Raw genomic sequence first — 20,323 nt, forward strand, 5'->3', positions numbered from 1 at the left:
GAACGAGGAAACCACTTGCCCACGCCCACCACCATCCAGCTCATTGGCGCCGTCCTGTTCGCCGTGGCCCTCGTGCACACGTTCTCGACCAAGTTCTTCGAGCACCTCGCGCACACGCGCCCGCGGCATGCCGGCCTCTGGCACCTGCTGGGCGAGGTCGAGGTCGTGTTCGGCTTCTGGGCCATGGTCCTCATGCTCTTCATGTTCGCGATCGCGGGCAAGGAAGACGCGACCACCTACCTCGACTCCCGCAACTTCACCGAACCGATGTTCGTGTTCGCCATCATGGTGATCGCCGGCACACGCCCCGTGCTGCAGATGGCGGGCGGGGCCGTGCGTCTGATCGCGAGCTTCCTGCCCTTCGGCAAAGGCATGTCGATGTACTTCGTGGTGTTGTCGGTCGTGCCGATGCTCGGCTCCTTCATCACCGAGCCGGCGGCGATGACCCTCGCTGCGCTGATGCTGCGCGACACGTTGCTGTCGCGGCCGGTGTCCACCCGGCTCAAGTACTCCACCCTTGGCGTGCTGTTCGTGAACATTTCGATCGGCGGCACGCTCACGCCGTTTGCGGCGCCGCCGGTGCTCATGGTGGCCGGCGTCTGGAACTGGGACATCTGGTTCATGATCGCCAACTTCGGCTGGAAGGCCGCCGTAGCGGTGACCGTGAATGCCGCCATTGCGACGTTCATCTTTCGCAACCAGCTGGGCCACATGGGCCAGCGTGCGGGCAATGCTGCAAGTCAGGTACCGGTGGCGGTCATGGTCGTCCAGCTGCTGTTCCTCGCCGGGGTGGTGGTCTTTGCGCATCACCCCGCGGTGTTCCTCGGCCTGCTGCTGTTCTTCCTCGGATTCGCCACGGCCTACGAGCGCTACCAGGACCGCCTCATCCTTCGCGAGGCGCTGCTCGTCGCGTTCTTTCTCGGCGGACTGGTGGTGCTCGGCGGGCAGCAGCAATGGTGGCTGCAGCCGGTGCTGCTGGGCATGGATGCCAATGCCGTGTTCTTTGGTGCCGCCGCGCTGACCGCCATCACCGACAACGCCGCGCTCACCTACCTGGGCTCCCTGGTGCCGGGCCTCAGCGAGGAGTTCAAGATCGCCCTGGTGGCCGGCGCGGTGACCGGTGGTGGCCTGACCGTCATTGCCAACGCACCCAACCCCGCCGGAGCCTCCATCCTGAAGGAGAAGTTCGAGCATGGCGCGATCCATCCGCTCGGGCTGCTCGTGGCCGCGCTGCCGCCGACGCTCGTGGCGGTGCTGGCGTTCCGCCTCCTGTGAACTTCGGCGAGCTTCGGCGCTTCGGCGAGCTTCGACCGGGTCTGCTGGACTGACGCCACGGGGGCGCGGCAGCATGGTCGCAAGACGTGCTGCACGTCACCCGGCTCGGGTGGCGGCATCGCCTGGCGACGGATCGCCCGGCCCGGGCAGACAGCAAATGGACCGCGCAGGTCGGTCAACCTGTGCCTTCGGTCTTCTGCCTCAGCCGTCTTGCAGGCTCAGAGCCGTCTCACCTGCACATCCACCGTCATGCCGAGGTAGGCATTGCGCTCGCCGAACCAGCTGCCCGAGATGGGAGCTGCCTGACGGGGATCGCGGGCCACGCCCACGCGGATCAGCTGGGCGCCGCCCGTGAGGTTGTTCGTGGGGTCGAACGGCACCCAGCCGGCGCCCGGCAGATAAGCCTGCAGCCAGGCATGGGTGGAGCCGGCGCCGGTGACGCTCGTCGGGCTGCCTTCCTCCGTTTCGTCGAGCGGCATGCCGTCGCGGCGCGGGTCGTAGAGGTAGCCCGAGACGAACCGGGTGGCGACCCCCAACCGGCGGGCTGCCTCCATCATCAGGAGGGCGAAGTCGCGGCAGCTGCCGCTCCCGCGCGACAGCGTCTCGATGGGGGTCTGCGTCCCTTCCTCGTTGCGACCGGCGTAGACCATGCTGTTGCGGATGTGCTGGTTCATCGCCAGCAGCATGGCGCGGGTGCCCGTCGGTCCGTCGGTCCGCAGGAACTGGCGCGCCCAGGCGGTGAGGCGGCCTTCCGGGTCGTCATGGTGGGGACGCAGGTAGTGCTCGAGGTCGAAGCGCTCCTCCACCGAGTAGGCAAAGGGGAAGTACTCGGCCCCAGGCGCCAGCGGCAGCTCGTGGGTGTTGCCGAGCGCATGCTCGATGCGGAAGCTGCACACGATGGTCAGCTGATCGGCCAGGGCCAGCGGCGTCACCAGGGCAACCGAATTCGAGTGCGGGTCCTGGATCATCCGGATGGCCGCGTCGGGGCTCACCACCAGATCGGTGGCGAGCACCCGCAGGTCGTGGCTGTCACGCGGGCGGAACATCACCCGGTGCTCGCCAAAGCGCACCGCCCGGGCGTAGCGGTAGGTGGTGGTGTGGGTGATGTCGTACTGGATCGTCATGTGGGTCAGCAGCCCGCCGCACGGCCGATGTTCAGACGCCCAGCAGTTCCACTTCGAACATCAGGGTGGCGTTCGGAGGGATGACGCCGCCGGCACCGCGCGCGCCGTAGCCGAGCTCGGGCGGAATCACGAGCAGCCGGGTGCCACCCACCTTCATGCCTTGCACGCCCTCGTCCCAGCCGCGGATGACCATGCCGGCGCCCAGGCCGAACTCGAACGGGTCGTTGCGGTCCTTGCTGCTGTCGAACTTGGCGCCTTTGACGCCGTTGTTGTACAGCCAGCCGGTGTAGTGCACGGTCACGTGCTGGCCGGCCTTGGCTTCGGCGCCCGAGCCCGGAGTGGTGTCTTCGAATTGCAGCCCGGAAGCGGTGGTTTGCATGAGCGGTGTCCTGTGTAGGGAAGGAAAGCCGCAATGCTAACCGCGCCCTGGTCCCTGTGGCGGCAAAAGGGCGGCTTGCAGCGGCCCGGCACCCGGTCCGAAGGCATACGCATCCATCCCGAGGCAGCCGTAGGTGACCGACTCGAAGATGCGCCGGGGAGCGGTCTCGGCGCCGCCCGCGCCTGCCGCGACGAACCACGGCAGCAGGTGCTCGTCGGTGGGATGCATGTCCACCGCATGGGGCGCCTGCCGACGGTAGTCGAAGAGCGCAGGCCAGTCGGCTTCGCTGCCGCGCGCCGCGAACCAGTGCCGGAAGGCCGCGCTCTCCGGCACTTCCGGCGCCGCGACATCGGCCTCGCCGCGGGCGAACACGCGGCGCAGGTTGTGGGTGATGCTGCCCGTGCCGAGCACCAGCACCCCTTCCCGAGTCAGGCCGGCGAGGGCTTCGCCGAGGGCGAACTGGGCCGCGGGTGGGGCGGTCGGCGCCCAGGCGAGGGGCAGCACCGGCACGTCGGCGTCGGGGTAGATGAATCGCAGCATGCTCCAGATGCCGTGATCCAGGCCGCCCTGCTCGAGGCGATGCGCCGGGTGCCCGGACGCCTCGAGCCGGGCCAATACGTCGTCGGCCAGGGCCGGTGCGCCCGGGGCGTCATAGCGAAGTGTGTAGAGCGCCGGAGGGAATCCGCCGAAGTCGTGCACCGCCTCATGCCGGTCGGCCGCCAGCAGCACCGGCGAGCGCGCCGTGCTGTGCGCGGAGATGGCGACGATCGCTCGCGGCCGGCCGAAGCTGCGGTCCAGCGCCGGGCCCAGGGACGCCAGGAAGGCACCCGTGGGGCCAGGCTCGAGTGCGAGCATGGGTGAGCCGTGCGAGACGAAGAGGGCGGGCAATGAGGTCATATGGAAATTACAGCATCCGGCCCGTCTTCGGACGTTCTGCCCGTTTGCATGCGACGTTCACATCGAGGCGCGCCTGATTCGCCCGATCGCCAGCGCGGGGCGGGCCGGATGGAGTATGGTCGGCGCGTTTGCGCCTTTGCCGTTCCTCGAGCCTCCCATGATTCCTGCTGCACCCCGCACCGCCGTTTCGGTCTGGTCCCTGGCCTGGCGCCAGTTGTGGCGTGACTTCAGGGCCGGAGAGCTCCGCCTGCTCATCGTGGCCGTGATGCTGGCCGTGGCCAGCCTGGGCGCCGTCGGCTTTTTTGCCGACCGCTTGAACCAGGGCCTGGCGCGCGACGCCCGCCAGCTGCTCGGGGGCGATGCCATCATCGCCAGCGACCAGCCCGCACCCGCTTCATTTGCCGAGCGCGCCCGCGCCGACGGCCTGCAGGTCGTGCGCACCGCCGGCTTTCCCAGCATGGGCCGGGCACCCGACGACAAGGGCGGGGCGTCTCGGCTGGTGTCGGTCAAGTCCGTCACGGCCGGCTATCCGCTCCGGGGCGAACTCATCGTCGCCGAGCGCCAGGGCGCGGCCGGCGCTCCGGTGCGGTCGACACCGGCGCCCGGGACGGTCTGGGTGGACGGCTCTCTGCTCGACTCCCTCGGTCTCAAGGTTGGCGACCCGTTGTTGCTGGGTGACGCGAGCTTCACCGTGGGCGCCATCATCGAGCGTGAGCCGGACCGCGGTGCCGGCTTCATGAGCTTCTCGCCCCGCGTCATGCTGGGCGAAGCCGACCTGGCGGCCACATCCCTCATCCAGCCGGCCAGCCGCGTCACCTACCGCATGGCCGTGGCGGGCAGCGATGCCGCGGTGGCGCGGTTCGTGAAGTGGGCCGAGGCGCAGATCAAGTCGGAGCGCCTGCGCGGCATGCGCGTCGAATCGCTGGAGACCGGCCGACCCGAGATGCGCCAGACGCTCGACCGTGCGGCCAAGTTCCTCAACCTCGTCGCGCTGTTGGCAGCGCTGCTGGCGGCCGTGGCGGTGGGCATTGCCGCCCGCGATTTCGCCGGCCGCCACCTCGACGACTGCGCCATGCTCCGCGTGCTGGGGCAGTCACAGCGCACCATCGCCCTGCAGTACCTTATCGAGTTCGCACTGGTCGGCTTGATCGCCAGCATCGGCGGCGTGGCGCTGGGCTTCGCGGTGCACCACGTCTTCGTCTACCTGCTGTCGGGGTTGGTGAACGCCACCCTGCCGCTGCCGAGTGCCTGGCCGGCCTTGTTCGGCGTGGGCGTCGGTTTCACCCTGCTGATGGGCTTCGGCTTGCCGCCGGTGCTGCAGCTGGCGCAGGTTCCGCCGTTGCGTGTGATCCGGCGCGAGGTGGGCGCCTTGAAGCCCGCCTCCCTCGCCGTGCTCGCCGCGGGTGCGTTGGGGTTTGCCGCGCTGCTGCTGGCGGTGTCGTCCGACCTGCAACTGGGCCTGATCGCCGTGGGCGGATTCGCGGGTGCCGTGGTGGTGTTCGCCGCCCTGTCGTGGCTGGCCGTGCAGGTGTTGCGCCGCGCCGTTCCCGAGGCGCGCGCGCCCCGCTGGCTGGTGCTGGCGACCCGGCAGATCGCGGCCCGTCCGGCGTTCGCAGTGCTCCAGGTGTCGGCGTTGAGCGTGGGGCTGCTGGCGCTGTGCCTGCTCGTGCTCCTGCGCACCGACCTCATTTCCAGCTGGCGCCAGGCCACGCCGCCCGACGCCCCCAACCGCTTCGTCATCAACGTCCTGCCGGAGCAGGGCGAGGACTTCCAGGCGCGGCTCAAGGCCGCCGGCATCGCGCGCTACGACTGGTACCCGATGATCCGCGGCCGGCTCGTGGCCATCAACGGGCAGCCGGTGAGTCCGGAGTCGATGACGGAGGAGCGCGCCAAACGGCTTGTCGATCGCGAATTCAACCTCAGCCACAGCGCCAGCCCGCCGCCGCACAACGAGATCTCGCAAGGGCGCTGGGTGGCCGACGAAGCCGACGCGATCAGCGTCGAGGACGGCCTTGCCGAGACGCTCGGCCTCAAGCTCGGCGACACCTTGCGGTTCGACATTGCCGGCCAGATGTCGGACGCCCGCATCACCAGCCTGCGCAAGCTGGACTGGGGTTCGATGCGCGCGAATTTCTTCGTCATGTACCCGAAGGCGGAGATGCCCGAGGTGCCGGCCACCTACATCGCGGCCTTCCGCGCCCCGGAGGGCACGGGGTTCGACAACGCCTTGAGCCGCGAATTCCCGAACATCACGAGCGTCGACGTCTCTCAGTCCATCGGCCAGCTGCAGCGCGTGCTGGACCAGGTCGTGCGCGCCGTCGAGTTTCTCTTCGGCTTCACGCTGGCGGCGGGTCTGGTGGTGCTGTTCGCCGCCGTGACCGCCACGCGCGAGGCGAGGGCGCGCGAGTTCGCGGTGATGCGCGCACTGGGCGCGAGCGGACGGCTGCTGGGCCAGGTTCAGCGGGCGGAGCTGCTGGGCGTCGGGGCCCTCGCTGGATTTCTTGCCTCGACGGCCGCAATGGCCGTCGGCTGGGCCCTGGCCCGGTATGTCTTCCAGTTTGCCTGGGCGCCGTCGCCGTGGGTGCCGCTCATCGGCGCAGGGGCGGGCGCCGTGCTCGCCTTGGCCGCCGGCTGGTGGGGCCTGCGGGGCGTGCTGCGCAGGCCGGTCGTGGAGACGCTCAGGTCGGCGGCGGTGTGACGCCTGCGACCAGGACGGCCGCGGCCAGGTCTTCCAGCGCCGTTCCAACCGACTTGAAGACGGTGCGTTCGGTCGCGCTTGCACGGCCCGGCACCGTGCCGGTGCACAGGTCGGCCAGCGTGCCCCGCACGGCTTCAACCGTGAACACCCCTCTGGCCATCGGGCCCAGCAGGTCGCCGCTCTTGGCCAGCGCCTCCGCCGTGTCGACGTAGAGGCTCGCATCCGAGAAGCACGCATCGTCCGCCTCGCGCATCTGGGGTGTGAAGCTGCCGATGAGGTCCAGGTGCGATCCGGGAGCCAGCCACGCGCCTTTCACCAGGGGCTCGGTGGCAAGCGTGGCGCAGCTCACGATGTCGGCTGACCGCACCGCCTCGGCGAGGTCGAGTTCGGCCTGGCGATGCCAGACCGTCACCGATGTCAGTGCGCGCACCGCCCGATAGGCGTCGGGCAGCAAGCGCCCGACGCGGCCTCGACCGAGCACCAGCAGGCGCTGGGCGTTCTCGCGTGCCAGATGGGAGGCCGCGAGCGCCGAGGCGGCCGCGGTCCGCCGGGCGGTCAGCTCGTTGCCATCGATCTGTGCCAGTGGCTCGCCCGTCGTGGCGTCGTAGAGGACGTAGGTCGCGAACAGCCCGGGCAAGCCCTGCGCCGCGTTGCCGGGGAAAATGTTGATCGTCTTGATGCCGAGGTACGGACCCTGCCATGCCGGCATGATGAGCACCGTGCCGCCATTCACCGCATGCACATGGCGTGCAGGCACCTGGGCGCCCGTCACGAACGCAGCGGACAGGGCGGGGATGAGCCGCTCGAAGGGCAGGGCGGCCGCGGTGGCCTGGGCGTCGAAGTGCTTCATTGCCCGATCAGGTGAAGTGCCACCTCGCGCCGGTGCGATCGCACACGGTGTTCCCACAGGTAGATGCCTTGCCAGGTGCCGAGCACCAATCGCCCCGCGGCGAGCGGAACGGACAGCTGCACCGCGGTCAGTGCGGACCTCACGTGGGCCGGCATGTCATCGGCGCCCTCGTCGCGGTGACGGAAGAGCGCGTCTCCGTCGGGCACGAGCCTGGCGAAGAAGCGATCAAGGTCGCTCCGCACATCGGGGTCGGCGTTCTCCTGGATGAGGAGGCTGGCCGACGTGTGCCGGACAAACACGGTCAGCAGGCCCGCTTCAAGGGAGCAACCCTGCACCCATTGGCGAACCGGTCGCGTGATCTCCACCAGGCCTCGGCCCGGCGTCTCGATGGCAAGCGTGGTGCTGAACTGCTGGAGCATCCGCGCAGCATAGCGCCGCCGCACGCCGGTGAGGCGCGCGGGGAGTCGGTCCCGTCGCCTTGCACTCGGGTGGTGCAGACATGCGAAGCACGCCGCGCATGGTTCTTGCGGTGGCAGTCGCCAACTGTCCTCTGGAGTTCCGCTGCATGCTTGCCTTCCCGCGTCGCCGCCTGATCGTCCTTGCCACCGCGCTCGCCGGCTTCACCTTGAGCGCGCCTGCCGCGCACGCCGAGGCGCTTCCCATCAAGTTCCAACTCGACTGGCGTTTCGAAGGTCCCGCCGCCCTGTTCCTGGTGCCGGTGGCCAACGGGCACTTCAAGGCCGAGAACCTGGACGTGAGCGTCGACGCCGGCAACGGCTCCGGCGGCACGGTGACGCGGGTGGCCTCGGGCACCTACGACATGGGGTTCGCCGACCTCGCCGCGCTGATGGAATTCCACGCCAACAACCCCACGGCGCCCAACAAGCCGGTGGCGGTGATGATGGTCTACAACAACACGCCGGCGGCGGTGCTGGCGCTGAAGAAGTCCGGCATTCGCACGCCGGCCGATCTCGCTGGCAAGAAGCTCGGTGCACCGGTGTTCGACGCGGGCCGCAAGGCCTGGCCCATCTTCGCAAGGGCGAACCGGATCGGCAACGTGGCCTGGACCGCCATGGATCCTCCGCTGCGCGAGACCATGCTCGTTCGCGGCGACGTCGACGCCATCACCGGGTTCTCGTTCACCTCCCTGCTCAACCTGGAAGCGCGCGGCGTCAAGCCGGAGGATGTCGTGATCCTCCCGTACCCTCAACACGGCGTGAAGCTCTACGGCAACGTGGTCATTGCCTCGGAGGCGTTTCTCAAGAAGCATCCGGATGCGGTCAAGGCCTTCCTGCGTGGTTTCACCAAAGGCGTGAAGGACACCGTGCGCGACCCGCAGGCCGCGATTGCCACGGTGAAGTCCCGTGACGGCCTGGTGAACACCGCGCTCGAGACCCGGCGGCTGAAGCTCGCACTGGACGCCACCGTGCTGACGGCCGACGCGCGTGCCGAAGGCTTCGGCGCGGTGTCGCCGGGCCGCCTCAGCCTGATGGCGAGCCAGGTGTCCGACGCCTACGGCACCCGCGACCGCGTCAATGCCGCTGCGGTCTGGAGCGACGCCTACCTGCCGAGTGCCGCCGAGCGCGACATTTTCAAGGCCATCAAGTAACACCGTCCCTTTCCTGGCTCCGAGGCGCGGACCGGCGAGCAGCCGGTCACGACACATCACCCACATGCCGTTCGTCGAATTCAGCCAGGTCTGGCTCGCCTACAACGAGGCGCTGCTGGCGCAGTCCCAGTTCGCCGTCGAGGACATCACGATGAAGGTCGACCAGGGCGAGTTCATCGCCATCGTCGGCCCGTCCGGATGCGGCAAGTCCACCTTCATGAAGCTCGCCACCGGCTTGAAGAAGCCGTCTCGCGGTCACATCGTTGTCGACGGTCGACATGTCGATGGTCCACTGAAGATCACCGGCATGGCGTTCCAGTCCTCCTCCTTGCTGCCCTGGCGAACCACCCTCGACAACGTGCTGCTGCCGCTCGAGATCGTCGAACCGCACCGATCACGATTCCGCCGTGAGCGCGCGGCCTACGAGGACCGTGCCCGACGACTGCTGCAGAGCGTCGGCCTGGCTGGCTATGAGGACAAGTTCCCCTGGCAGCTCTCCGGCGGCATGCAGCAGCGGGCCTCCATCTGCCGCGCCCTGATCCACGAGCCCAAGATGCTGCTGCTCGACGAACCGTTCGGCGCGCTGGACGCCTTCACCCGCGAGGAGCTGTGGTGCATCCTGCGCGACCTGTGGGCCGTGCAGAAGTTCAACGTCATCCTCGTCACGCACGACCTGCGCGAGGCGGTGTTCCTGGCGGACACGGTCTACGTGATGAGCCGCAGCCCGGGCCGCATCGTGGCACGTCGCGAGATCGACCTGCCGCGGCCACGCCCGCTGGAGCTCACCTACACCAAGGGGTTCACCGACATCGTGCTCGAGCTGCGCGAGCACATCGGCGCCATCCGCAAGCCGCTCGCCGATGCATCGCCGGCGGTGCTGTCATGACCGGCCGGCAACGCGAGCGCTGGGCGCCCTGGCTGCTGCTGGCGGCCGTACTGCTGGTCTGGGAGCTGGTGTGCCGTGGCTTCGACATCTCCGAGTTCATCTTCCCCAGCCCGTGGCGCATCGGTTCCCAGCTGATCGAGTACCACGCCGTGATCGCCGCGCACGCATGGCGGACCTTCTGGGTGACCTTGCTGGGCTTCGGCCTGTCCATCGTGGTCGGTGTCCTGCTGGGGTTCCTCGTCGGCAGCTCGCGCCTGGCCTATGCAGCGATGTACCCGCTGATGACGGCCTTCAACGCGCTGCCGAAGGCGGCCTTCGTTCCGATCCTGGTGGTCTGGTTCGGCATCGGCGTCGGGCCCGCCGTGCTGACGGCGTTCCTGATCTCGTTCTTCCCCATCACGGTCAACATCGCCACCGGGCTGGCCACGCTGGAGCCGGAGCTTGAAGACGTGTTGCGCGTGCTGGGCGCGCGCCGCATGGACGTGCTGATGAAGGTGGGCCTGCCCCGGTCCATGCCGTACTTCTACGCATCGCTGAAGGTGGCCATCACCCTGGCGTTCGTGGGCACGACCGTCTCGGAGATGACGGCGGCCAACGAGGGCATCGGCTACCTGCTGATTTCTGCGGGGTCGTCGATGCAGATGGGCCTGGCATTCGCCGGCCTGGTGGTGGTGGGCGCGATGGCGATGGTGATGTACGAACTCTTCGCCTGGGTGGAAAAGCGCACCACGGGCTGGGCACACCGCGGGGCCGGCACCCTGTGAAGGTGGCGGCCCCGCGGGGGCTGTCCGGACCGGCCGGACAGCGGGAGAGCTAGGAGATCAGAGCTTGAACACGGACACCACGTCGGCCAGGCGGTGCGCCTGATCCTTGAGGCTCTCGGCGGCAGCCGCCGATTCCTCGACGAGCGCGGCGTTCTGCTGCGTCATCTGGTCCAGCTGGGTCACGGCCGTGTTCACCTGGCCGATGCCGTCGGACTGTTCGCTGGCCGCAGCCGTGATCTCGCCGATGATGTCGGTCACGCGCTGCACGCTGCCGACGATCTCGCTCATCGTCTGGCCGGCATCAGCCACCAGGCGCGATCCCGAGTCGACCTTCTCCACCGACGCGTTGATCAGCCCCTTGATCTCCTTGGCGGCATTGGCCGAGCGCTGCGCCAGGCTGCGCACTTCGCTGGCCACCACCGCGAAGCCGCGGCCCTGCTCGCCGGCGCGAGCCGCTTCCACGGCGGCGTTCAGCGCCAGGATGTTGGTCTGGAAGGCGATGCCGTCGATGACGCCGATGATGTCGGAGATCTTCTTGGAACTGGCGTTGATCTCGTCCATCGTGCTCACCACCTGGGCCACGACCGAGCCGCCACGGGCGGCGACTTCGGCGGCCGAGGAGGCGAGCTGGTTGGCCTGGCGGGCGGCGTCGGCCGACTGGCGCACCGTGCCGGTGAGCTGCTCCATCGAGGAGGCCGTCTGCTGCAGGTTGCTGGCCGTCTGTTCGGTGCGGCTGGAGAGGTCGGCGTTCCCGCTGGCGATCTCGGTGGACGCGGTGCTGATGCTGTCGGTCGACAGGCGAACGTTGCCGACCACCCGGCCGAGCGATTCGTTCATGTGCTGCAGGGACTTCATGAGCGCGCCGAACTCGTCGCCGCGATCGGTGTGGATGCGCTGGGTGAGGTCACCCTCGGCGATGGCGCTGGCCACTTCGATGGAGCGCTTGAGCGGCGCGCGGATCGAGCGCACGAGGGCCGAGGCGACGAACATGCCCAGGCCGACGATCACCACCGCGCCCAGGCCGCCCAGTGCGAGCGTCTGGCTGCGCGCAGCGGCGGCCGTGGCTTCCGCGCGATCCGCCTTGGCCTGCTGCAGGTCGGCGAACTTGCCGATCGCGGCCAGGTAGGCAGCCGTTGCCGGCACGTACTCGTCGCGCACGATCTGGGCCGCCGTGGCCATGTCACCGGTCTTCTTGACGTCGAAGGCCTTGGTGCTGGCCGTGACCAGGATCGCCCCGACGCGGGCCACTTCCTTCAGGGCCTCGAGGTCGTCGGCCTCCGTGGTGACGGCGACCAGGTCCTTGCGGATCTTGGTGATGCGGGCGACGTCCTGGTCGAGTTCGGGCTTGAAGAGCTCGTACACGGCCGGGTCGGCGCTCAGGGTGGAAGCCATGCCGCGGGTGACCGACACCTGCGTCATGGACACCCATTGGCGTGAGCGCTCCATGACGTCGCGGCGCTGCTCGATTTCTCGGGCGCCGCGCTCTTGCACCGCGCCCGCACGCCAGATGGTGCCGCCGGCGATGGCCAGCATGGCCACGAGCAGGACGAGGATGGCGCCCCAGAGGCGCCGCGCGATCGGGAAGTTGTTCAGGTTCATCAGTGTGGTTCCGCTGGGTTCTGCTTGTCGGCCAAGGGCCGGGGGTGCGGTCCCCGGGACCGCAAGGCGCCCTCGTGCGGGGCGCTCCTTCTCGACTGAATCTCCCTGAACGCGCTTCAGTGGTCGCTGTCGAACAGCCCCATTTCAGCACTGGCCATCAAGGCCTCGATGTCCATGAGGATCAGCATGCGCTCGTTGACGCTGCTGATGCCGGTGATGAAGGAGGTGTCCACGGCCGAGGCCATTTCGGGCGCCGGGCGGATCGAGTCCTGGCTCAATTCCAGCACGTCAGACACCGAGTCGACCACCGCACCGACCACGCGGCCGCGCACGTTCAGGACGATGACCACGGTGAAGCTGTTGTAGTCGGCCGTCTCGCATCCGAGCTTCAGGCGCAAGTCGACGATGGGAACGATCACGCCGCGCAGGTTCACGACGCCCTTGATGAAGGACGGTGCGTTCGCGATGCGCGTGGGCGCTTCGTAGGAACGGATCTCCTGCACCTTCAGGATGTCGATGCCGTACTCTTCCGCGCCCAGGCGGAAGGTCAGGAACTCGCTTCCCGACTGGGAGGCAGCCGCGCTGCGGGCGGCTTCGTGCCGTGCGACGTGAGCGGCTTCGTGAATCATGTCCATGTGAAATCCTCTGGGGGGTGAATGCCGGGCGGGCCGTATGGATGTTTCTATCGGCGCGGCGGCGAATTACTGAAGGGCTGGCACCGAGGGATCTCGCGTCGTTGACGAGGATCAGCAGCGGATGCGGAAAATCACCGGTTGCGGGTGCAAAGGGGGCGGCGGTGGGGCTCTCTCACGTGCCTGGGCTCCGCAGCGGCGCTGGCCTTGGCACAGAGAACTACAGGCACTGCGCCGGCAACGAAAAGGGCCCGCGGGGCCGGAGCCCCGCGGGCCCCCGCGGGCCTGACACCGGCGGGGTTCAGTGGCGCGACTTGCGCACCAGGGCGCCCACATCCAGGATGAGGGCCACGCGGCCGTCGCCCATGATGGTGGCACCGGAGACGTCGTTCACCTTGCGGTAGTTGGCCTCGAGGTTCTTGACCACCACCTGCTGCTGGCCGAGCAGCTCGTCCACCAGCAGGGCGACGCGGCCGCCTTCGGCCTCGACCACCACCATGATGCCGCTCACATGTTCGAAGTCGAAGCGGGGCACGTCGAAGACGCGCTCCAGTTCCAGCACCGGCATGTACTCGTCGCGCACCTCCACCACGCGGCCGGAGCCACCGATGGTCTTGACCATGTCGCCTTGCACCTGGAACGACTCGACCACCGACGACAGCGGGAGGATGTAGACCTCTTCGCCGACGCCGACCGACATGCCGTCCATGATGGCCAGCGTGAGGGGCAGGCGCACCGAGACGCGCATGCCGTAGCCTTCGGCCGAGTCGATGTCCACCGTGCCGCCCAGGGCGGTGATGTTCTTCTTGACCACGTCCATGCCCACGCCACGGCCGGACACGTCGGTCACGACTTCGGCGGTCGAGAAGCCCGGCGCGAAGATGAGGCTCCAGACGTCGGCATCGCTCATGGAGTCCGGTGCCGGGATGCCGCGCTCGCGGGCCTTCTTGATGAGCTTCTCGCGCGACAGGCCGCGGCCGTCGTCACGCACCTCGATGACGATCGAGCCGCCCTGGTGCGATGCCGACAAGGTGATCGTGCCGGTCTCGGGCTTGCCCTTGGCCAGGCGCTCGGCCGGGGTCTCGATGCCGTGGTCGCAGCTGTTGCGCACCAGGTGGGTCAGCGGGTCGGTGATCTTCTCGACCAGGCCCTTGTCGAGTTCGGTGGCTTCACCGAGCGTCACGAAGTCGACCTTCTTGCCCAGCTTGCCAGCCAGGTCGCGCAGCATGCGCGGGAAGCGGCTGAACACCATCGACATCGGGATCATGCGGATCGACATCACCGATTCCTGCAGATCGCGGGTATTGCGGTCCAGGTCGGCCAGGCCCTGCGCCAGCTGCTGATAGAGCGCCGGGTCCAGGCCCTGGCTGTTCTGGGCCAGCATGGCCTGGGTGATGACGAGTTCACCGACCAGGTTGATGAGCTGGTCGACCTTCTCGACGGACACGCGCAGCGTGGACGCTTCGACGGTGGCGGCCGGCGCCCGCTCGGTGCGCGCCTTGGGTGCTGCGGCGGCAGCAGGCGCGGTCTCCGCAGCGGACGGAGTCGCTTGTGCGTCGACGCCGCCGGCCGGAACACCCGGGGCGTTGTCGAAGAAGCCGTAGCCGGGATCCGGCTCCGACTCGGGCGGCGCACCGGGAGCGTCCTTGTGGAAGCCGAAGCCCGCGCTCATGGGAAGCAGGGCCACCTGTTCGCGCGTCACGTGGAAGGTGAACAGGTCCAGCAGGTCGCTGTCACTGCTGGTGGTGCAGATCTTGAAACGCCGCATGCCATCGGCGGGCATGCCGTTGTCCAGCGGCTCGATGGTTCCGAGGTCGGCGATCTCCTTGAAGAGCTCGACGAGCTCGTCGGCCTGGGCGGTGTCCTTGAGCGGACCGACGCGCAGCTCGATGACGCGTGCCAGTTGCTGCTCGGCCACCGGCTGGGCAAGGATCGATGGCGCGCTCACCGGTGCGGGCGCTGCGGCCGGCTTGGCGGCGGCAGCCGCGGGCGCTTCGCCCGACGACATCGCGCGAATGTTGAACAGCAGCTCGGTGGTGTCGAGCTCGTCGCCGCCGGCGCCCTGGTGGCGTGCCAGCTGGGCGCGCAGGGCGTCGCCCGACTGCAGCAGCACGTCGACCATGGCGGCGGTGGGCGCGAGTTCGTGCCGACGCAGCTTGTCGAGCAGCGTTTCCATCTGGTGCGTCAGCTCGGCCACATCCTTGAAGCCGAAGGTGGCGGCGCCGCCCTTGATGGAGTGCGCGCAGCGAAAGATCGCGTTGAGCTCTTCGTCGTCGGCTGCGTCGACATTCAGGTCGAGCAGCAGCTTTTCCATGCGGTCGAGGTTTTCGCCCGCTTCTTCAAAGAAGACCTGATAGAACTGACTCAGGTCGATTCCGGCGCTCGACGATTGCGAGCTCTCGGATGACATCTCGCCCATGGCGTGCTCCTGGGGGTGTATTCGGATGGGGGGTCGGGGCGCCGGGCAGCGTCAGCGGACGACCTTCTTGATGACCTCGAGCAGCTTGGCCGGATCGAAAGGCTTGACCAGCCAGCCGGTCGCCCCGGCCGAACGGCCGGCCTGCTTCATCTGGTCACTCGACTCGGTGGTCAGGATCAGGATCGGGGTCGTCTTGAACTTCGGGTTGTCACGCAGCTTCTTCGTGAGGCTGATGCCATCCATGCGGGGCATGTTCTGGTCGGTCAGCACGAGGTCGAAGTCGCGGCCGTTGGACTTTTCATAGGCGTCCTGACCGTCGACGGCCTCGACCACGTTGTAGCCCGCGCTCTTGAGCGTGAACGAGACCATTTGGCGCATGGAGGCAGAATCGTCCACCGCGAGGATTGAATGCATGGCTTTCTCCGGATTGCTCGGTTGATTTCGGATGATGCGGGGATGTCTTTAGAACAACTCGATGGAGCCCACGTCCATTTCGGCCTGGGTGACCGGGTTGGGACGCAGCGGCGGCTCCTCCGCCACGGCGTCGCCGTCCTCGTCGTCCGCGAACGCTTCGCGGGCAAGTCGGTCCACGCAGCTGCGCAGCCGCTTGTGGGTGTGATTGATCAGCTGGGAGGCCATGTCCTGGAACTGCAGGGCCGTGACGGCGCCACCCAGGTCCTGCATGACGCCATTGATGACCTCGTCGCTCTCCTCGCCGGTGTGCGGGTGCGAGCGAAGGGCGCGGATCTGCTCGGACGCGCCGTAGAAGCGCTGCATCAGCGTGTCGCAGGCGTCGGCGAGCAGGGTCTGGAGACGGTCGAGGTCGTTGCTGGCCGTCATCAGGTGGTCCTGCAGGTCGACAGCCGCTTCCAATGGCAGCGCCGCCGGGCCGGCTTCCGGCAACGGGGTCGGGGTCGCGTCGTTCGCGTCGTTCATCGAAGCTCCACTCGGTTGGGACAGGCCACCCCCGGTGCGCGCGACCGCGTCGACCGGGAAAGTCCTTGCCCGGATTCTTCGGCAGTTCGACCGGGGACATAAGGGCGATGTCGGCCCCGATCGACCCCCAAATCGCGCGAATCCGCCTCCGGGCGTGAAAAACGGCCGCTGCAGGCCGGCGGCCGGTCGATCGGGGCATACTTGGTGACATGTCTTCACTGTCTTTCGAGCATCGAACGCTCCGGCTGCTGCACCTCGAGGATTCGGAGGCAGACCATGTCCTGACGATGGCGCACCTGCGCCGGGGTGGCTTGAAGCTCGACAGCGTGCGCATCGATTCCGAGGCGGAGTTCCTGGCGGCGATCGATCCCGCCCAGGACTGGGACGTCATAGTGTCCGACTACAACCTTCCGGGTTTCTCCGGATTGGTGGCCCTGGACCTGCTCAAGGCGAGCAACCGGCCCATTCCGTTCATCCTCGTCTCCGGCGAGATCGGTGAGGACACCGCCGTCGAGGCGATGCGCAACGGTGCGAGCGACTACCTGCTGAAGAACAACCTGTCCCGCCTCGTGCCGGCGGTCATGCACGCCGTGGAAGTGCATGAGGTGCACCTGGCGCGCTTGCGGGCGGACCGGGAGCTGAAGGCGTCGAAGCAGCGGGTGCACGAACTGGTGCAGCACCTGCAGACCTCGGTGGAATCGGAGCGCGCCGCCATCGCCCGCGAGATCCACGACGACGTCGGCGGCTCCCTCACCGCGCTGAAGTTCGACCTGGCCTGGATTGCGCGGCACACCGACGCGCCGGAGCTGCAGTCGCGGGTGAACTCGGCGCTCGAGACGGTCACCCATGCCATCGAGGCCAGCCAGCGGATCATGCACAACCTGCGCCCGGCCATCCTGGAGCAGGGCCTGGTGGCCGCACTCCAGTGGATGACCAACCGGTTCGAGCGCCGCACGGGCATCATCTGCCGGTTCCGTTCGCGGCACGAGCACCTGTCGCTGCCGGCCGGTGTGCCCCTGGTGGCCTACCGCACCGCGCAGGAGGCCCTCACCAACGTGACGAAGCACGCCAACGCGACCGAGGTCCACATCGACCTGACCCTGGCCGGTGGCGTGCTGTCGCTCGAAGTCAGCGACAACGGCCGCGGCGTGAGCCCGGTCGACCTGGCCAAGGCCCGTTCCTTCGGCATCCGCGGCCTGCACGAGCGGGCCGGTACGGTCGGTGGCTGGGTCGACCTGAGCAGCAGTGGCTCGGGCACGACGCTCATCCTGTCCGTGCCGCTGGACACGGTCGACGAAACGGAGGACGCTGCCCACCTCGACATGCCCTCGAACCCGTCCGCGGGTCCTGACGACTACGACCCCACCTCCTGGGGGGGACTGTGACACTTCGGAAGGCGCCATGATCAAAGTCATTCTCTGCGACGACCACGCCCTCATCCGGCGCGGCATCCGGGACACCCTCTCCGACGCCCCCGACATCGAGGTCGTGGGCGAAGCCGGCGACTACGGCGAACTCCGCGCGCTGCTGCGCACCGCAGGCGAGGTCGACGTGCTGGTGCTCGACATCAACCTGCCCGGTCGAAGCGGCCTCGACGTGCTGCATGTCCTCAAGGACGAGGGCAACCCGATGAAGGTGCTGGTCGTGTCGATGTATCCCGAGGACCAGTACGCCATCCGGGCGCTGCGCGCCGGCGCCTACGGCTATGTCAACAAGGGCGGAGACCCGGGGCTGATCGTCACGGCCGTGCGCACCGTCGGCCACGGGCGGAAGTACGTGACGCCGGAGATCGCCCAGATGCTGGTCGAAAGCCTGACCATGCCCACCGCCGAAGCGGCGCACGAGAAGCTCTCCGACCGCGAGCTGCAGACGCTGGTGATGATCGCCTCCGGCAAACGCCTGTCCGACATCGCCGACGAGCTCACCCTGAGCCCCAAGACCGTCAGCGTTTACCGGGCTCGCGTGCTGGAAAAGCTCGGCCTGTCGAACAACTCCGAGCTCACCGTGTACGCCATTCGAAACGGGCTGGTGGGCGAATAGGCCCGGGTCCGCCATTCGGGGCGGCCGCATCTCCCTCTGCGCGGATTGGCCTCCGTCCGCGGGGCGATGCTCGTCCGTCCGGGCGGGTAGAGTACACATCTACTCACGAATCGAACCGATTGCGTTCCGCATGGCCCAAGCCCCTGACCACGACCCTGTCGCCGCTGCGGCACCGCCGCCCGGGGCGGTCCCGGCCACCATCACCGGGGACCTGCTGTGCCGCACCGACTGGTCGCGCACCCCCCTCGGTCCGCGCGAACAATGGCCGCACAGCCTGTCGATCGCTGTCAGCATCTGCCTCAACTCGCGATTCCCGATGTTCGTCTGGTGGGGCCCCGAGCTGACCGGCATCTACAACGATGCCTACATTCCGGTGCTGGGCAAGCGTCATCCGGACGCCTTCGGGCGCTCGGCGCCGACCGTCTGGTCGGACATCTGGGACGTGGTGGGCCTGCAGGCCGAGGCGGTGATGCTGCGGGGCGAAGCCACCTGGAACGACTGCCAGCCGCTGCAGATGGAACGCAATGGCTACAGCGAGGAAACCTTCTTCACCTGGTCGTACAGCCCCATCCATGACGAGCAGGGCGTCATCCGCGAACTTTTCTGCGCCTGCACCGAGGAGACGCCGCGGGTGATGGCGGAGCGCGAGCGCGACAGCCTGCTGCGCAGTGCACTCGACACCGTCGAGAACCTGGGCAACTGGTTCGACCACGCCCCCGGCTTCGTGGCCCTGCTGCGGGGGCGGGACATGGTCTTCGAGATGGCCAACGAAGCCTACTACCAGCTCGTCGGCCACCGGCCGCTGATCGGCCGCAAGGTGTTCGATGCCCTCCCGGACGCCCGCAACCAGGGCTTCGAGGAGCTGCTGCGACGGGTGTACGACCAGGGCGAGCCGTTCGTCGGCCGCGCCATGCCGCTGTCCTTCCAGCGCGTGCCGGGCGGTCCGGTGACCGAGCGCTACATCGACCTGTCCTATCAACCGGTGCGCGACAAGTCCGGCCAGGTGGCCGGCATCTTCGTGCAGGGCTCCGACGTGACGGAGCAGGTGCGCGTGGCCGAGGCCCTGAAGCAGGCCGACCGGCGCAAGGACGAGTTCCTCGCCACGCTGGCCCACGAGTTGCGCAACCCGCTGTCGCCCATTCGCAACGGGCTGCAGATCCTCAAGTTCAAGCTGCCCGACGACCCGGCGCTGGCGCGCACCCGCCAGATGATGGAGCGGCAGGTGAGCCACCTCGTGCGACTGGTGGACGACCTGATGGAAGTCAGTCGCATCGGCCAGGGCAAGATCGAACTGCGCCGGCGGCGGCTGGCGCTCGACGAGGCCATCGCTTCCGCCCTGGAGGCCACCGCCTCGCAGGCCCAGGAACGGCAGATCACCGTGCACCAGGACATCGCCCCCGGTGTCTGGGTCGATGGCGACCACGACCGCCTGATGCAGGTCTTCTCCAACCTCCTCACCAACGCGGTCAAGTTCACGGAGGCCAACGGGGACATCTGGGTCACGCTGCGCCAGGAGGGCGCGCTGGCCGTCGCCACCGTGCGCGACAGCGGCTGCGGCATTGCACCCGACGCACTCGACCATGTGTTCGAGATGTTCTCGCAGGGCACGGTCCACCAGCGTTCGGGCGGCCTCGGCATCGGCCTGGCCTTGGTGCGGCAACTGGTGGCGCTGCACGACGGCACGGTGTCGGCCTTCAGCGAAGGCGGCGGTCGCGGCAGCGAGTTCCGGGTGCAGTTGCCGGTGCACCCCAGCGCAGCGCCGTTCGCCGTGCCGGCTTCGGCTCACGTGCCCCCGGACGCCGCCGCCCTGCGTCGTCGCGTGCTGGTGATCGACGACAACGCCGATGCGGCGGACTCCCTGGCCGCTGCGCTCGCCGTCGAGGGGCACGATGTGCGCATCGCCTATGACGGCCTGGCGGGCCTCGACACCTTGATGGCCGACGGGAGCGACGTGGTCGTCGTGGACATCGGCATGCCGGGCATCGATGGCTACGAGTTCGCCCGCCGTGTGCGGCGGTCCGACGTGGCGCCGATGCCGCGCCTGATCGCCCTCACGGGCTGGGGGCAGCACCGCGACAAGACGCGGGCCCTCGAGGCCGGCTTCGACCTGCACCTCACCAAACCTGCCGACCTCGACGTCCTGCGCGGCGTGCTGCAGTCGGGTTGACGCCAGGCGGCTCCTGCGGCCGGCGGTCGGCAAAGCCGCCCGTCAACG

At 68.4% G+C, this 20,323-nt stretch carries 18 protein-coding genes; 8 read left to right on the forward strand and 10 right to left on the reverse strand.

The genetic code is table 11. The features are described from left to right. The first annotated feature begins 15 nt into the window (after positions 1 to 15). Positions 16 to 1,275: a putative Na+/H+ antiporter gene (locus ACSQ2F_RS04565; protein ID WP_436020227.1), complete on the forward strand. Its 1,260-nt coding sequence runs from the start codon at positions 16 to 18 to the stop codon at positions 1,273 to 1,275. 218 nt (positions 1,276 to 1,493) lie between these two features. On the opposite strand, the gene ACSQ2F_RS04570 is transcribed toward ACSQ2F_RS04565, so the two are convergent. From ACSQ2F_RS04570 to ACSQ2F_RS04580, 3 genes are read right to left on the reverse strand one after another with little or no spacing between them, the layout of a single operon-like run. After that, a complete protein-coding gene (locus ACSQ2F_RS04570) occupies positions 1,494 to 2,399 on the reverse strand; it encodes a transglutaminase family protein (protein WP_436020229.1) in 906 nt (301 codons plus the stop codon). 31 nt (positions 2,400 to 2,430) lie between these two features. Next, positions 2,431 to 2,778 carry an FKBP-type peptidyl-prolyl cis-trans isomerase gene (locus ACSQ2F_RS04575; protein WP_436020231.1) on the reverse strand — a complete coding sequence of 116 codons (348 nt, stop codon included), beginning with the start codon at positions 2,776 to 2,778 and terminating at the stop codon, positions 2,431 to 2,433. Positions 2,779 to 2,814: 36 nt separating this feature from the next. Continuing rightward, entirely contained in the window at positions 2,815 to 3,675 is an 861-nt protein-coding gene (locus ACSQ2F_RS04580) for a dioxygenase family protein (protein ID WP_436020233.1), read from the reverse strand. A 157-nt stretch (positions 3,676 to 3,832) separates the two neighbouring features. Between ACSQ2F_RS04580 and ACSQ2F_RS04585 the strand changes: the two genes are divergently transcribed. Continuing rightward, positions 3,833 to 6,373 (forward strand): ABC transporter permease, encoded by a 2,541-nt coding sequence (locus tag ACSQ2F_RS04585; protein WP_436020235.1) that lies wholly within the window; start codon positions 3,833 to 3,835, stop codon positions 6,371 to 6,373. Here ACSQ2F_RS04585 and ACSQ2F_RS04590 read toward each other — a convergent pair. Continuing rightward, entirely contained in the window at positions 6,354 to 7,223 is an 870-nt protein-coding gene (locus tag ACSQ2F_RS04590) for an ornithine cyclodeaminase family protein (protein ID WP_436020237.1), read from the reverse strand. The genes ACSQ2F_RS04585 and ACSQ2F_RS04590 overlap by 20 nt on opposite strands. Further along, positions 7,220 to 7,642 carry a secondary thiamine-phosphate synthase enzyme YjbQ gene (locus ACSQ2F_RS04595; protein ID WP_436020239.1) on the reverse strand — a complete coding sequence of 141 codons (423 nt, stop codon included), beginning with the start codon at positions 7,640 to 7,642 and terminating at the stop codon, positions 7,220 to 7,222. The genes ACSQ2F_RS04590 and ACSQ2F_RS04595 overlap by 4 nt, the downstream gene beginning before the upstream one ends. A gap of 146 nt (positions 7,643 to 7,788) precedes the next feature. Here ACSQ2F_RS04595 and ACSQ2F_RS04600 point away from each other — a divergent pair, with 146 nt between their 5' ends. The 3 genes from ACSQ2F_RS04600 (at position 7,789) to ACSQ2F_RS04610 (ending at position 10,482) form a co-directional block, all read left to right on the forward strand. Further along, entirely contained in the window at positions 7,789 to 8,832 is a 1,044-nt protein-coding gene (locus ACSQ2F_RS04600; protein ID WP_436020241.1) for an ABC transporter substrate-binding protein, read from the forward strand. A 64-nt stretch (positions 8,833 to 8,896) separates the two neighbouring features. After that, complete coding sequence (locus ACSQ2F_RS04605; RefSeq protein WP_436020243.1) at positions 8,897 to 9,718, forward strand: ABC transporter ATP-binding protein; 822 nt, start codon at positions 8,897 to 8,899, stop codon at positions 9,716 to 9,718. Further along, a complete protein-coding gene (locus tag ACSQ2F_RS04610) occupies positions 9,715 to 10,482 on the forward strand; it encodes an ABC transporter permease (protein WP_436020245.1) in 768 nt (255 codons plus the stop codon). Before ACSQ2F_RS04605 ends, ACSQ2F_RS04610 begins: the two co-directional genes overlap by 4 nt. A 57-nt stretch (positions 10,483 to 10,539) precedes the next feature. Here the strand turns inward: ACSQ2F_RS04610 and ACSQ2F_RS04615 are convergent, their stop codons facing one another. From ACSQ2F_RS04615 to ACSQ2F_RS04635, 5 genes are all read right to left on the reverse strand, one after another. After that, positions 10,540 to 12,081, reverse strand: coding sequence for a methyl-accepting chemotaxis protein (locus tag ACSQ2F_RS04615; protein ID WP_436020247.1), 1,542 nt, complete (start codon positions 12,079 to 12,081; stop codon positions 10,540 to 10,542). Between the two features lie 116 nt (positions 12,082 to 12,197). Further along, a complete protein-coding gene (locus tag ACSQ2F_RS04620; RefSeq protein WP_436020249.1) occupies positions 12,198 to 12,716 on the reverse strand; it encodes a chemotaxis protein CheW in 519 nt (172 codons plus the stop codon). A gap of 298 nt (positions 12,717 to 13,014) precedes the next feature. Continuing rightward, entirely contained in the window at positions 13,015 to 15,132 is a 2,118-nt protein-coding gene (locus ACSQ2F_RS04625) for a chemotaxis protein CheA (protein WP_436020251.1), read from the reverse strand. A gap of 51 nt (positions 15,133 to 15,183) precedes the next feature. Next, on the reverse strand, positions 15,184 to 15,546 hold the full coding sequence (locus ACSQ2F_RS04630; RefSeq protein ID WP_436020253.1) for a response regulator: 363 nt from the start codon (positions 15,544 to 15,546) through the stop codon (positions 15,184 to 15,186). A 48-nt stretch (positions 15,547 to 15,594) separates the two neighbouring features. Continuing rightward, the gene (locus tag ACSQ2F_RS04635; RefSeq protein WP_436020255.1) at positions 15,595 to 16,068 is read right to left on the reverse strand and encodes a hypothetical protein; all 474 of its coding nucleotides are present in this window, start codon (positions 16,066 to 16,068) and stop codon (positions 15,595 to 15,597) included. 209 nt (positions 16,069 to 16,277) lie between these two features. On the opposite strand from ACSQ2F_RS04635, the gene ACSQ2F_RS04640 reads away from it, so the two are divergent. The 3 genes from ACSQ2F_RS04640 to ACSQ2F_RS04650 all read left to right on the forward strand — a co-directional run bounded on the left by ACSQ2F_RS04640 (position 16,278) and on the right by ACSQ2F_RS04650 (position 20,275). After that, complete coding sequence (locus ACSQ2F_RS04640) at positions 16,278 to 17,453, forward strand: histidine kinase (RefSeq protein WP_436020257.1); 1,176 nt, start codon at positions 16,278 to 16,280, stop codon at positions 17,451 to 17,453. A 16-nt stretch (positions 17,454 to 17,469) separates the two neighbouring features. Further along, complete coding sequence (locus tag ACSQ2F_RS04645; RefSeq protein ID WP_436020259.1) at positions 17,470 to 18,108, forward strand: response regulator; 639 nt, start codon at positions 17,470 to 17,472, stop codon at positions 18,106 to 18,108. A 130-nt stretch (positions 18,109 to 18,238) separates the two neighbouring features. Continuing rightward, a complete protein-coding gene (locus ACSQ2F_RS04650; protein WP_436020261.1) occupies positions 18,239 to 20,275 on the forward strand; it encodes an ATP-binding protein in 2,037 nt (678 codons plus the stop codon). The last annotated feature ends 48 nt before the right edge of the window (positions 20,276 to 20,323 follow it).

Origin of the sequence: Rhizobacter sp. LjRoot28, assembly GCF_964253025.1 — a bacterium.
GTDB lineage: Bacteria > Pseudomonadota > Gammaproteobacteria > Burkholderiales > Burkholderiaceae_C > Rhizobacter.

Coding starts and splice junctions, on each gene's coding strand:
- ACSQ2F_RS04570 (WP_436020229.1), bottom strand. CDS start 2,399: ATGACGATCCAGTACGACATCACCCACACCACCACCTACCGCTACGCC.
- ACSQ2F_RS04575 (WP_436020231.1), bottom strand. CDS start 2,778: ATGCAAACCACCGCTTCCGGGCTGCAATTCGAAGACACCACTCCGGGC.
- ACSQ2F_RS04580 (WP_436020233.1), bottom strand. CDS start 3,675: ATGACCTCATTGCCCGCCCTCTTCGTCTCGCACGGCTCACCCATGCTC.
- ACSQ2F_RS04585 (WP_436020235.1), top strand. CDS start 3,833: ATGATTCCTGCTGCACCCCGCACCGCCGTTTCGGTCTGGTCCCTGGCC.
- ACSQ2F_RS04590 (WP_436020237.1), bottom strand. CDS start 7,223: ATGAAGCACTTCGACGCCCAGGCCACCGCGGCCGCCCTGCCCTTCGAG.
- ACSQ2F_RS04595 (WP_436020239.1), bottom strand. CDS start 7,642: ATGCTCCAGCAGTTCAGCACCACGCTTGCCATCGAGACGCCGGGCCGA.
- ACSQ2F_RS04600 (WP_436020241.1), top strand. CDS start 7,789: ATGCTTGCCTTCCCGCGTCGCCGCCTGATCGTCCTTGCCACCGCGCTC.
- ACSQ2F_RS04605 (WP_436020243.1), top strand. CDS start 8,897: ATGCCGTTCGTCGAATTCAGCCAGGTCTGGCTCGCCTACAACGAGGCG.
- ACSQ2F_RS04610 (WP_436020245.1), top strand. CDS start 9,715: ATGACCGGCCGGCAACGCGAGCGCTGGGCGCCCTGGCTGCTGCTGGCG.
- ACSQ2F_RS04615 (WP_436020247.1), bottom strand. CDS start 12,081: ATGAACCTGAACAACTTCCCGATCGCGCGGCGCCTCTGGGGCGCCATC.
- ACSQ2F_RS04620 (WP_436020249.1), bottom strand. CDS start 12,716: ATGGACATGATTCACGAAGCCGCTCACGTCGCACGGCACGAAGCCGCC.
- ACSQ2F_RS04625 (WP_436020251.1), bottom strand. CDS start 15,132: ATGGGCGAGATGTCATCCGAGAGCTCGCAATCGTCGAGCGCCGGAATC.
- ACSQ2F_RS04630 (WP_436020253.1), bottom strand. CDS start 15,546: ATGCATTCAATCCTCGCGGTGGACGATTCTGCCTCCATGCGCCAAATG.
- ACSQ2F_RS04635 (WP_436020255.1), bottom strand. CDS start 16,068: ATGAACGACGCGAACGACGCGACCCCGACCCCGTTGCCGGAAGCCGGC.
- ACSQ2F_RS04640 (WP_436020257.1), top strand. CDS start 16,278: ATGTCTTCACTGTCTTTCGAGCATCGAACGCTCCGGCTGCTGCACCTC.
- ACSQ2F_RS04645 (WP_436020259.1), top strand. CDS start 17,470: ATGATCAAAGTCATTCTCTGCGACGACCACGCCCTCATCCGGCGCGGC.
- ACSQ2F_RS04650 (WP_436020261.1), top strand. CDS start 18,239: ATGGCCCAAGCCCCTGACCACGACCCTGTCGCCGCTGCGGCACCGCCG.